This is a genomic window from Rhodobacter sp. (assembly GCA_020637515.1).
In the GTDB taxonomy this organism is placed as follows: domain Bacteria; phylum Pseudomonadota; class Alphaproteobacteria; order Rhodobacterales; family Rhodobacteraceae; genus Pararhodobacter.
This window is the reverse complement of the sequence record JACKKG010000001.1, coordinates 348,277-360,772: the sequence shown is the minus strand read 5'-3', so window position 1 is coordinate 360,772 and position 12,496 is coordinate 348,277. Positions and strand designations below refer to the sequence as shown.

10 protein-coding genes and 1 tRNA gene are annotated in these 12,496 nt (G+C 66.6%); 2 read left to right on the top strand and 9 right to left on the bottom strand.

Features of this window, described 5'->3' with window-relative positions; translation table 11 throughout:
* The first annotated feature begins 2 nt into the window (after positions 1–2).
* The gene (locus H6900_01785) at positions 3–737 is read left to right on the top strand and encodes an SDR family oxidoreductase (protein ID MCC0071998.1); all 735 of its coding nucleotides are present in this window, start codon (positions 3–5) and stop codon (positions 735–737) included.
* A 72-nt stretch (positions 738–809) separates the two neighbouring features.
* Here H6900_01785 and H6900_01780 read toward each other — a convergent pair.
* Positions 810–884: transfer RNA gene (locus tag H6900_01780), tRNA-Gly, on the bottom strand.
* 193 nt (positions 885–1,077) lie between these two features.
* Here H6900_01780 and H6900_01775 point away from each other — a divergent pair.
* The gene (locus H6900_01775) at positions 1,078–1,605 is read left to right on the top strand and encodes a PhnA domain-containing protein (protein MCC0071997.1); all 528 of its coding nucleotides are present in this window, start codon (positions 1,078–1,080) and stop codon (positions 1,603–1,605) included.
* Between the two features lie 228 nt (positions 1,606–1,833).
* Here the strand turns inward: H6900_01775 and H6900_01770 are convergent, their stop codons facing one another.
* The 8 genes from H6900_01770 to H6900_01735 form a co-directional block, all read right to left on the bottom strand.
* Entirely contained in the window at positions 1,834–5,277 is a 3,444-nt protein-coding gene (locus tag H6900_01770; GenBank protein MCC0071996.1) for a pyruvate carboxylase, read from the bottom strand.
* A gap of 100 nt (positions 5,278–5,377) precedes the next feature.
* Positions 5,378–5,788: a hypothetical protein gene (locus H6900_01765; GenBank protein ID MCC0071995.1), complete on the bottom strand. Its 411-nt coding sequence runs from the start codon at positions 5,786–5,788 to the stop codon at positions 5,378–5,380.
* Positions 5,789–5,938: 150 nt separating this feature from the next.
* A complete protein-coding gene (locus H6900_01760) occupies positions 5,939–6,733 on the bottom strand; it encodes a TIGR02186 family protein (protein ID MCC0071994.1) in 795 nt (264 codons plus the stop codon).
* A gap of 1 nt (position 6,734) precedes the next feature.
* On the bottom strand, positions 6,735–7,655 hold the full coding sequence (locus H6900_01755) for a sulfite exporter TauE/SafE family protein (protein ID MCC0071993.1): 921 nt from the start codon (positions 7,653–7,655) through the stop codon (positions 6,735–6,737).
* A gap of 81 nt (positions 7,656–7,736) precedes the next feature.
* Entirely contained in the window at positions 7,737–8,702 is a 966-nt protein-coding gene (locus H6900_01750; protein ID MCC0071992.1) for an ABC transporter permease, read from the bottom strand.
* A 1-nt stretch (position 8,703) separates the two neighbouring features.
* Complete coding sequence (locus H6900_01745) at positions 8,704–9,786, bottom strand: ABC transporter permease (GenBank protein MCC0071991.1); 1,083 nt, start codon at positions 9,784–9,786, stop codon at positions 8,704–8,706.
* 11 nt (positions 9,787–9,797) lie between these two features.
* Positions 9,798–11,438: an ABC transporter ATP-binding protein gene (locus tag H6900_01740; protein ID MCC0071990.1), complete on the bottom strand. Its 1,641-nt coding sequence runs from the start codon at positions 11,436–11,438 to the stop codon at positions 9,798–9,800.
* Between the two features lie 12 nt (positions 11,439–11,450).
* Positions 11,451–12,446, bottom strand: a complete 996-nt coding sequence (locus H6900_01735) for a BMP family ABC transporter substrate-binding protein (protein MCC0071989.1) — start codon at positions 12,444–12,446, stop codon at positions 11,451–11,453.
* Between the last annotated feature and the right edge of the window lie 50 nt (positions 12,447–12,496).

The following is a 12,496-nucleotide window of genomic DNA, read 5'->3' as shown; positions in this document are numbered from 1 at the left end:
CGGTGCCGGTCATCGTCATCACCGGCGCCAGCGCGGGCATCGGCAAGGTCACCGCCCGGCGCTTTCTGGACGCGGGCTGGACCGTCACCCTGCTGGCCCGCCGCCTGGCGCCCTTGCAGGCGCTGGCCGACGGGCACCCCAACGCCCTGCCGCTGGCTTGCGACGTCACCGACGAGGCCCAGGTGGACGCGGCCTTTGCCGCCACCGTCGCGCGCTTCGGGCGGGTGGATGCGCTGTTCAACAACGCCGGCAAGATGCTGAAAGGGTCGCTGATCGACGACCTCAGCCTGGCGGACTGGCAGGCGATGGTCGATGTGAACCTGACCGGCATGTTCCTGTGTGCCCGCGCCGCCTTTCGCCAGATGCGCCGGCAGGAACCGATGGGCGGGCGGATCATCAACAACGGCTCGGTTTCGGCCCACGCGCCCCGGCCCGGGTCGGTGGCCTATACCGGCACCAAACACGCGATCACCGGCCTGACAAAGACGCTGGCGCTGGACGGCCGCCCCTATGCCATCGCGGCGGGGCAGATCGACATCGGCAACGCCGAAACCGAACTGGCGGCGCAGATCGGCAAGGGGGTGCCGCAGGCCGACGGCTCGATTCGCGCCGAGCCGATGATGCGGGTCGAGGACGTGGCCGACGCGGTGCTGCACATGGCCAGCCTGCCGCCCGGCGCGAACATTCCGTTCCTGTCCATCATGGCGACCAACATGCCCTGGCTGGGGCGCGGCTGACCCTTTGCGGCAAGGGCGGGCGCGCGGGCCCTGAAACGCGAAACGGCGGCCCGAGGGCCGCCGGTTTCGAATTGGAGCGGGCGATGAGATTCGAACTCACGACCCTAACCTTGGCAAGGTTATGCTCTACCCCTGAGCTACGCCCGCGCCCCGTTTCGTTAGGCGCGGATTTAGGGGAAACACCGCGGCGCCGCAAGCGAAAAAATCGACCGTCTCGACGTTTTCCGCATCCGTCTGGCGGTGCGGTCCAGGGGCGGGCGAACGGGCCGGCCGGCTTTCGTTTGCCTTCGAACGCCGCTTGTCCTAGGACCAGGGGCGACCCCCAACACAGGACCCTCCGATGAGCACCGATCCCGACTTGATGTCCCGCGCCGGGGGGGCCTGCGAATTCTGCGGCGCCGATGCCACGCTCGACGCGCAGGCGCAACCGCCGGCAACGCCGGTCCTGCTGTGCGCGACCTGCCGCGGCGAGACCGCGCCCGACAGTCCGGCCCATTGGCAATGCCTGCAAGGCGCCGCCTGGTCGGCCGAACCCGCGGTGCAGTTCGCCGTCTGGCGCAAGCTGGCCACGCTGTCCGAAGGCTGGGCCACTGACCTGCGCGACACGATGATCCTGTCGCCCGAGGCACAGGCCTGGGCCGACACCCCGGCGGCGCTGGAACACCGCGATTCGAACGGGGTGTTGCTGGCACAGGGCGACACGGTGGTGCTGATCAAGGACTTGCCGGTCAAGGGAGCGAGCTTCACCGCGAAACGCGGCACGGCGGTGCGCGGGATCGCGCTGGTGCCCGACAACGCCGGCCAGATCGAGGGCCGCGTCGAAGGGCAGCGGATCGTCATCCTGACCGAGTTCGTGAAGAAGCGCTGACCGCGGCGCGGATCGATACCGGCGCAGGGGGTTTTCCACCCCCTCTTGGCTGCGCCAATTCACCCCCGAGGATATTTGCGGCACAAAGAAGCGCGCATTTGTCTAAAATTGTCCGCGTCGGCCCGGGGCGATGACGGTCCGTCCGTTGGCGCGGGGGCGTGAGCCGCCCGCGCCCCGGGGGAAGGGGGACGGGCGGTTCGCGGGCCAGCCGCGCCGGGCGGCGGGGTCTCAGTCCAGTTCGATCAGCAGATCCTTGGCTTCGATCTGGGTGCCCGGCTGGACGTGCACGGCCTTGACCACGGTTGCGCGGTCGGCGTGCAGGCCGGTTTCCATCTTCATCGCTTCGATCGTCAGCAGCAGGTCGCCCGGCTTCACGGCCTGCCCCACACTGACCGCGACCGAGGCCACCGCGCCCGGCATCGGCGCGCCGACATGGGCGGGGTTGCCCTCTTCGGCCTTTGGCCGCACGGCCTGCGTGGCCTTCACCTTGCGGTTGGGAACGCGGATCGTTCGGGGCTGGCCGTTCAGTTCGAAAAAGACCTTCACGTCGCCGTCCTCGCCGGTTTCGCCAACGGCGATCAGGCGGATTTCCAGCGTCTTGCCCGGGTCGATCTCGGCCGAGATCTCGTTGCCGGGTTCCATGCCGTAGAAGAAGGTCCAGGTCGGCAGCGTCCGCACCGGACCATAGAGCCGGTGGCGGCCCATGTAGTCCAGGAAGACCTTGGGATACATGAGGTAGCCGTTCAGGTCCTCGTCGTCGATACGGAACCCGTCGAGTTCGCGCGACACCTGCGCGCGCACCGCCTCCAGATCGACGGGTGGCAGATGCTTGCCGGGGCGCTCGGTCACGGGGGCTTCGCCCTTGAGGGCCTTGGCGGTGATCGCGGCCGGGAAGCCGCCCTCGGGCTGGCCGAGATTGCCTTTCAACATGTCCACCACCGATTCGGGGAAGGCCATGTCAAAGGCCGGGTCCTCGACCTGGGCGCGGGTCAGGCCCTGGGTGACCATCATCAGCGCCATGTCGCCGACGACCTTGGACGAGGGCGTCACCTTGACGATGTCGCCGAAGATCTGGTTGGCGTCGGCATAGGCGCGGGCGATCTCGGGCCAGCGGTCCTCCAGCCCCAGCGAGCGCGCCTGAGCCTTGAGGTTGGTGAATTGGCCGCCGGGCATCTCGTGCAGATAGACCTCGGACGACGGGGCCTGCTGGCCGGTCTCGAAGGCGGCGTAATGCGCCCGGACCTGTTCCCAATAGTCCGAAATCTCGCGGATCGCGTCGATGCTGAGGCCGGTGTCGCGCGCGGTATGGCGCAGGGCCTCGACGATCGAGCCGAGCGTGGCCTGCGAGGTGTTGCCGCTGAGCGCGTCCATGGCGGCATCGACCGCGTCCACCCCTGCCTCGCTGGCGGCCATGATCGTGGCGATGGCCGCGCCTGATGTGTCATGCGTGTGGAAGTGGATGGGCAGATCCACCGCATCCTTCAGCGCCGAGAACAGCACCCGCGCGGCAGGGGCCTTCAGCACGCCGGCCATGTCCTTGACGCCCAGCACATGGGCGCCGGCGGCCTCCAGCGCCTTGGCCATCTTCACATAGTAATCAATGGTGTACTTGCGCTGCGCCGGGTCCAGAAGATCGCCGGTATAGCAGATCGTCCCCTCGCAGATACGCCCCGATTCGATCACGGCGTCCATGGCGACGCGCATGTTCTCGACCCAGTTCAGACTGTCGAAGACGCGGAACACATCGACGCCGGTTTCGGCGGCACGGGCGACAAAGGACTGCACGACATTGTCGGGGTAGTTGGTATAGCCCACCCCGTTCGAGGCCCTGAGCAGCATCTGCGTCAGCAGGTTCGGCATCGCCTTGCGCAGATCCCTCAGGCGCTGCCAAGGGCATTCCTGCAAGAAACGATAGGCGACATCGAAGGTCGCGCCGCCCCAGCATTCGACGCTGAAAAGCTGCGGCAGATTGGCGGCATAGGCCGGCGCCACACGGATCATGTCGATCGACCGCATCCTTGTCGCCAGCAGCGACTGATGCGCGTCGCGCATCGTCGTGTCGGTGATCAGCAGCTGCGTCTGATCCTTCATCCAGTCGGCGACGCCCTTGGCGCCCTTGTCCGTCAACAGCGAGCGGGTGCCGTAGGGTGCGTGCTGGGCACGCACCTTGGGCGGCTCGGGCGTGCGCGGCTCGGCGGCGGGGCGGGGGCGGCCGGCGGTCTCGGGGTGACCGTTCACGGTGATATCGGCCAGGTAGACCAGCAGCTTCGTCGCCCTGTCGCGGCGCTTCCTGAACTGGAACAGCTCGGGCGTGGTGTCGATGAACTTCGTCGTCGCCTGGTCGGCCAGGAAGGTCGGGTGCTTGAGCAGGTTCTCGACAAAGGCGATATTGGTGCTGACGCCGCGGATGCGGAACTCGCGCAGCGCGCGGTCCATCCGGGCGATGGCCTCTGTCGGGGTCGGCGCCCAGGCCGTGACCTTGACCAGCAGGCTGTCGTAATACCGCGTGATGACACCGCCCGCATAGGCGGTGCCGCCGTCCAGGCGGATCCCCATGCCGGTCGCGCTGCGATAGGCGGTGAGGCGGCCATAGTCGGGGATGAAATTGTTGAGCGGGTCCTCGGTGGTGATCCGGCATTGCAGCGCGTGGCCCGAAAGCTTCACATCCCCTTGCGAGGGGGTGCCGGTCGCCTCGGCCAGGGTCTCGCCCTCGCAGACGCGGATCTGCGCCTTGACGATGTCGATGCCGGTCACTTCCTCGGTGACGGTGTGTTCGACCTGGACGCGGGGGTTCACCTCGATGAAGTAGAACGCGCCGGTGTCCATATCCATCAGGAACTCGACCGTCCCCGCGCATTGATACCCCACGGAATTGCCGATCTTCAGCGCCAGCGCGCAGACCTCGGCGCGCTGGGCCTCGGTCAGATAGGGGGCGGGGGCGCGTTCAACGACCTTCTGGTTGCGGCGCTGCACGGTGCAGTCCCGCTCGAACAGGTGATAGAGGTTGCCGTAGGTGTCGCCCAGCAACTGCACCTCGACATGACGGGCGCGCAGGATCATCCTTTCCAGATACCCCTCGCCGTTGCCAAAGGCGGCCTCGGCCTCGCGGCGGCCCTCGCGGACCTTGGTCTCCAATTCGTCGGGGCCCAGGATCGGCCGCATTCCGCGCCCGCCGCCGCCGTGGCTGGCCTTCAGCATCAGGGGATATCCCACGGCCTCGGCCATGGCGCGGGTCTCGTCCATGTCGTCGCCCAGAACCTCGGTCGCGGGGATCACCGGCACGCCGGCCGCGATCGCCACGCGGCGGGCGCTGGCCTTGTCACCGAGGGCGCGCATGGTCTCGGCCTTGGGCCCGATGAAGGTGATCCCGGCGGCGACGCAGGCATCGACCAGCGCGGGGTTCTCGCTAAGCAGGCCATAGCCCGGGTGAATCGCGTCCGCGCCCGACTTCTGCGCCACGCGGATGATCTCGGGGATCGAGAGATAGGCGGCCACCGGTCCCAGCCCCTCGCCGATCCGATAGGCCTCGTCCGCCTTGAAGCGGTGCAGGCTCAGCTTGTCCTCTTCGGCATAGACGGCGACCGTCTTTTTGCCCAGCTCGTTGGCCGCGCGCATCACCCGGATGGCGATTTCTCCGCGGTTCGCGATGAGGATCTTGTTGAAACGGGCCATTCGGGTTCCTTCCCAGGGGATCGGTCAGACGCACTGGCCGATTTCTGCAATGCGGCGAGAAAATTGCAAGGATTTGTTACAATCCGAACCGAGATTTCGGTCAGTCGGGCAACAGCGGCGTGCCCTCGGGATCGTAGATCTGCACCAATTGGCATTCGATCAGATAGGGCCGTTCGGTGGGATCGCACAGCGCCTGGGCCACGACCTCGGCCACCCTGCGCGAGGGCAGGCCGCAGCTGACCTCATGCCAGTGCAGCCCTTCGCGGTGTTGGGCGAAAATATCGACCGACCAGCCCGCCGGAAAGCACCAGGTCGTGCGCAGGCAATCCTCGGACGCCGCGCCGCCGGCCACGCATTGCGCGCGGGCCCGGGCAAAGGCGGTCTCGGGCGTGGGGCCGGTCGCGACGCCGCTGGCCTGTTCGGGGGCCTGCACAAAGGCGATGCCCTGAGGGCCGTCCTGGGCCTGCGCGGACCAGGGGCAAAGCACGAGTAGCAGCAGGAGGTGACGCATGGTGTCCTCGAACCGGGGGCCGACGGGCGCAGGTTAACCCGACCCGGGCGCCGCGATAAATGACGCAAGCGACACGTCAGGCGCGGGCAGCGTCCCGCGTGTCGCGCAAGAGCCGCCCGGACGTCGAAATCCGCGCCCCATGCCCGGATGTCAGGACTGACGGATCATCCGGAACAGCGCCGACGCCCCCCAGCCGGCAACCAGCGCGATGACCAGCGACAACAGCCCGTAGAGCAGCGGCTGGTCAAAGGCGAGTTGGTGGATCCAGCGTTCCACCCCGTCCTTGCGCACGAAGATCGCGGTGCGGAACTGACTGACCACCGCGCCGTTCTGCACCAGATACATGCGCGTCGTATAGGCGCCCTCGGTCAGGTTCGCGGGCAGGCGGACGTTGGCGCGGAACAGGATGTCGCGATCCAGGTGCACCCAGCGATCCAGCGCCAGATACTGCTGCGAGCGTTCGCGGATGCGCATCAGGGCTTCGGTGAACAGGGCGGATTCGGGCGTGCCGGCGGTGTCCCCCGTGACGCCCCGGATCGCCTGCCGGGCGGAGATGCGATAGGTCGCGTCCGTCTCGGGCGAGACGATCTGGTTCAGCGGTGCGGTCGTGGCGACGGCATAGAACGACGGAACCGAGGCCATGGCCATCGAATCCACGTTCATCCAGATGCCGGCGCGGCGATCCTTGCGCCAGACGGCGACCGGCTGGCGGGGGCCCTCGATGACGATGACCACGTCGTAATCGGTGGCGCCGTTTGCCTCGTCGGTTTCGGCGGTCTGTTCCTCGCCGGGATCGCGGCGGATCGCACCGAAGATCAGGATCTCGGACCCCGAGAAACTGGTCGTCAGCGACACGCGGTTCTGGCTGAGGGCGCCGACGATCTCGCTGGCGGCGGCGGGCAGGGCGGCGGCCAGGGTCAGCAGAAGAACGAGAAGGGCTCGCATCTCACTCGCCCCCCAACACGCGGATCGAATACAGCTCGCCGGGCTGGATCAGCAGGTCCAGCGCGACCTTGATGCAGACGGCCAGCACCAGCAGCGCCAGCAGGATGCGCAATTGCTCGGCCTTCAGCTTCAGGCCGATCTGCGTGCCCAGTTGCGCGCCGATCACCCCGCCCAGGATCAGGAAGAACGCCAGCACGATATCGACCGAATGGCCGGTCACGGCGTGCATGACGGTGGTGTAGGCGGTGGTAAAGATGATCTGGAACAGCGAGGTGCCGACGACGACCTTGGTCGGCATTCCCAGCAGATAGATCATCGCGGGGACCATGATGAACCCGCCGCCCACGCCCATCACAGCCGACAGGATGCCGACGACGGCGCCCACCATCAGCGGCGGAATGACGCTGATATACAGGCCCGAGACCCGGAATTTCATCTTGAAGGGCAGGGCGTGCACCCAGGTGTGCTGGTGCAGCTTGCGCCGCCCGCTGCCGGTTTTCTTGGTGCGATACCAGGCGCGCAGGCTTTCTTGTAGCATCAGGGCGCCGACGACGCCCAGGAACAGCACATAGGACAGCTGTACGGCCAGGTCGATCTGCCCCAGCGCACTGAGCCACCGAAACAGCCAGATCCCCACGGTCGAGCCGATCAGGCCGCCCAGCAACAGCACGGTGCCCATTTTCAGGTCCACCGTCTTGCGCCGCAGATGCGCCAGCACCCCCGAAATGGACGAGGCCACGACCTGGTTCGCCCCGGTGGCCACCGCAACGGCCGGCGGAATGCCGATGAAGAACAGCAGCGGCGTAATCAGGAACCCGCCACCCACGCCGAACATGCCGGACAGCATTCCCACGCCCGCGCCGACGCCCAGAAGCGTCAGGATGTTTGTCGAAATCTCGGCTATGGGCAGATAGACCAGCATGATTCCCCATAGGACAAAGCCCCCGCGATTGACAGGGGCTTTGTTCGGTTTTCACATATTGGAAACACAATGTGAGCGGGGTCAGCGTTCCTTGACATAGGGTTCGCCACCGGCGCGGGGCGGAATGGCCTTGCCGACGAAACCCGCCAGGATCACCACCGTCAGGATATAGGGCAGCGCGGTCATCACCTGATTGGGCAGGGTGACGATCCCCAGATCGACGTTCGGGAACCTGTTGGCGATGGCTTCGAGCGCGCCGAACAGCAGCACCGCGCCCAGCCCCTGCCAGGGCCGCCACTTGGAAAAGATCAGCGCGGCCAGGGCGATGTATCCGCGCCCTGCGGACATGTCCTTGACGAAACCTGCCGCCAGCGAGGTTGACAGATACGCCCCGCCGATGCCGCACAGCACGCCGGTGATGATGACCGCCGCATAGCGCAACCGCACGACGCTGACCCCGGCGGTATCCACCGCCGCCGGGTTCTCGCCCACCGCGCGCAACCTCAGTCCAAAGCGCGAGCGGTACAGAACCCACCACGTCAGCGGCACGGCGGCCAGGCCCATGTAGACCAGAATCGAATGCTGGTTCAGGATCTGGCTGTAGATCTGGCCGATCACCGGCACGTCATGCAGGGCATCGGCAAAGGGCAGGTCGATCTTCTGAAAGCGGGCGGCGCCTTCCAGGGGCGGGGTGCGCCCGCCCTGGTGGAACAGGCTCTGCGCGACCACCACGGTCATGCCGGCCGCCAGAAAGTTGATCGCCACGCCCGAAATCAGCTGGTTGCCCCGAAAGGTGATCGAGGCGACGCCATGGATCAGCCCGAACACCACCGACGATGCGATGCCCGCCAGAAGGCCCAGCCAGGCGGAGCCGGTGTAATAGGCGAATGCCGCCGAAAAGAAGGCCGAGACCAGAAGCTTGCCCTCGAGCCCGATGTCGAAGATCCCGGCGCGTTCGCTGAACAGGCCCGCCAGGCAGACGAACAGCAGGGGGGTCGCCAGTCTGAGGGTCGATTCCAGGATCTGGACGATGGTTGCGACATCCATGTCAGGTCCTCCGCCGGAACATCAGGAACAGGGTCTCGAGCGGGCGGCGCACCATGTCGTCCAGCGCGCCGGTGAACATGATGACCAGCGCCTGGATGATGACGATCATCTCGCGCGGGATCGCGGTCTCGATCGCCAGTTCCGAGCCGCCCTGATACAGGAAGCCGAACAGCAGCGCCGGGGCGATGATGCCGATCGGATGCGACCGCCCCATCAGCGCCACCGCGATGCCGATGAAGCCCGCGCCCTCGACCGCGTTCATCACCAGCCGCTGCGGTCCGCCCATCACGCTGTTCACCGCCATCGTGCCCGACAATGCGCCCGAGATCAGCATCGCCACCAGGACGATCTTCACCGCCGAAATCCCGGCGTAATGCGCTGCGGGCTCGGACTGGCCAAAGGCGCGGATCTCGAACCCCAGGCGGGTGCGCCACAGCAACACATAGCCCAGCACGCAAAAGGCGAGCGCCACGAACAGCATCACGTTCGCCGGCCCCGAGCGCGAAAAGTCGATGCCCACCAGGCCCAGCACGTCATGCAACCGTGGCAGCCTGAGCACGTTGTCGAACCGCGCGGTCGCCGGGTCCATCGAGGTCGGCGGCCGCAACACATGGCTGAGCAGGTAGTTCATCACCGAGGCGGCGATGAAATTGAACATGATCGTGGTGATGACGATGTGGCTGCCGCGTTTGGCCTGCAACCAGGCCGGGATCAGCGCCCAGGCCGCGCCGAACAGCGCCGAGGCCAGGATCGCCGCGATCATGCCCAGCCACCAGTTCGGCCAGGGGACGAACAGGCAGACCAGCGCCACGCCCAGCCCGCCGATCAGCGCCTGCCCCTCGCCGCCGATGTTGAACAGCTTGGCCTGAAAGGCGATCGACACGGCCAGACCGGTCAGCAGGAAGTTGGTGGTGTAATACAGCGTGTAGCCCCAGCCATAGGTCGAACCCAGGGACCCCGAGATCATCAGGTTCATGGCCCGCACCGGGTCCTCGCCGATGGCCAGGATCACCAGCGCCGAGATCGCAAAGGCGATTGCCAGCGACAGCAGCGGAACCAACAGCACATCGGCCCATTTCGGCATTGCCCGCGCGCTCATGCGGCATCCCCCGTCTTGCTGGCGCCCGTCTTGCTGGTGCCCGTCTTGCCGGTAGCCGTGCTGCCGGTGCTCGACTTGCCGTCACCGGTGACGCCGGCCATCAACAGGCCCAGGTCGCGCGCGTTGGTCTGTTCAGGGTCCCGTTCGCCCATGATGCGGCCGTCGAACATGACGACGATGCGGTCCGACAGCGACAGGATCTCGTCCAGTTCGACCGACACCAGCAAGATCGCCTTGCCCTGGTCGCGCAGCTCGATCAGCCGCTTGTGGATGAATTCGATCGCGCCGATATCGACGCCGCGCGTGGGCTGACCCACCAGCAACAGATCGGGGTTTCGTTCGATTTCGCGCGCCAGGACGATCTTTTGCTGGTTGCCGCCGGAAAAGCTTTCGGCGGTCAGCATCGGATTGGGCGGGCGCACGTCGAAACGCTCGATCTTGCCGCGCGCGTCCTCGAGGATCGCGTGATTGTCCATCAAGAGGGCGTTCTTCTGGTATTCCGGGGCGTAGTGATAGCCAAAGGCCATGTTTTCCCAGGCCATGAAGTCCAGGATCAGCCCGCAGCGGTGGCGGTCCTCGTGGACATGGGCGATGCCGTCCTCGCGTCGGGTGCGCGCGGTGTCGCGCTTGAGCGACAGATCCAGCGGCTTGCCGTTCATCGTCAGGCTGCCGGTGCCTGACATCATGCCGGACAGCAGTTCCAGCAGCACCGATTGCCCGTTGCCCGCGACGCCGGCGATGCCCAGGATCTCGCCCGCGCGAATGTCCAGGTCGATGCCGCGCAGCCGTTCGACGCCGTGACGGTCCACCACGCGCAAGTTCCGGGCGGACAGCACCACCGCGCCGGGCTGGGCGGGGGTCTTGTGCACCTCCAGCAACACCTTGCGGCCGACCATCAGCTCGGCCAGTTCGGTGGGGCTGGTCTCGGCCGTGGTCACGGTCGCCACCATCTCGCCGCGCCGCATGACGCTGACCTCGTCGGTCACGTCCATGATCTCGCGCAGCTTGTGGGTGATCAGGATGATCGTCTTGCCCTGATCCTTCAGCCCGCGCAGGATGCGGAACAGGTGATCGGCCTCGGCCGGGGTCAGAACGCCGGTCGGCTCGTCCAGGATCAGGATGTTCGCTTCCCGATACAGCGCCTTGAGGATCTCGACCCGCTGCTGGTGGCCGACCGAGAGATCCTCGATCAGGGCGTCGGGTTCGACGTGCAGCTCGTAATCGGCGGCCAGTTGTGTCAGCAGGCGCCGGGCCTTGGCTTTCGAGGGCGTCAGCAGCGCGCCCCCCTCGGCGCCCAGGATGACGTTCTCAAGAACGGTGAAATTCTCGACCAGTTTGAAATGCTGAAAGACCATGCCGATGCCGGCGCGGATGGCCGCCAGGGAATCGGTGATCTGGGTGGGCTGGCCGTCGATCAGGATCTCGCCCGAGTCGGCCTTGTAGAACCCGTAAAGGATCGACATCAGCGTGGACTTGCCCGCCCCATTCTCGCCGATGATGCCGTGAATGGTGCCCTTGCGCACCCGTATGTTGATGTCCTTGTTCGCCTGGACCGGGCCGAACGCCTTCGATATCCCGCGAAGCTCGATGGCGGGGGCGGCATCGACTGCCGCCCCCCCGGTCGCACCGGCGCCCATCTGGTCAGAGCCTTACTCGACCGAGATCGGGCAGGTGTTGTCCGAACGATAGTCGTGCACCACCAGATCCCCGGACGAGATCTGCGCCTCGGCCGCGCCGAGGGCTTCGCGCATCGCCGGCGTGATCAGCGCCTCGTTGTTCTCGTCCAGAGCCCAGCCCACGCCACCCGATTGCAGGTTCATGACGTGGATACCGGTTTCCATCCCGGGGCCGGCGGTGAAGGCGTCGAAGACCGCGTTGTCGACGCGCTTCATCATCGAGGTCAGAACATGGCCCGGATGCAGGTAGTTCTGGTTCGAATCGACGCCGATCGACAGGATGCCGTCATCCATTGCGCGTTGCAGGACACCCACGCCCGTGCCGCCGGCCGCGGCGAAGACCACGTCCGAGCCCTGGCTGATCTGGGCGGCCGTGATCTCGCTGCCGCGCACCGGGTCATTCCAGGCGGCGGGCGTCGTACCGGTGTAGTTGACGATGACGTTGATGTCCGGGTTGGCCGCGTGCGCGCCCTGCGCATAGCCGCAGGCAAAGGCGCGAATCAGCGGAACGTCCATGCCACCGACGAAGCTGACGGTGTTGGTCTGGGTCGCCATGCCGGCGGCCATGCCGACCAGATACGACCCTTCCTGTTCCGCGAACAGGACCGAGCGCACGTTCGGCAGATCGACCACGCCGTCGATGATGACGAAGGTGGTGTCGGGATAGTCCTGCGCGACCACCTCGAGCGGGGTGGCCATGCTGAAGCCGGTCATCACCACGGGGTTGTAGCCGGCCTCGGCAAAGCGGCGGATCGCCTGCTCGCGCTGGGTTTCGGACTGCAACTCGATGTCGCGGAACTCGCCGCCGGTTTCCTGTGCCCAGCGCGTCGCGCCGGTAAAGGCCATTTCGTTGAAGGATTTGTCGAACTTGCCGCCCAGGTCGTAAATCAGCGCGGGCTCCGCCCAGGCGGTGCCGGCCATCAGCGCGGCGACAGCAGTCGCGCCGAGGAGCGTGCGGGTCAGTTTCATGTTGGTTCTCCCAGTTGGGTCGTCGTTGGCCGCCGGGGTTCGGGCTCCCT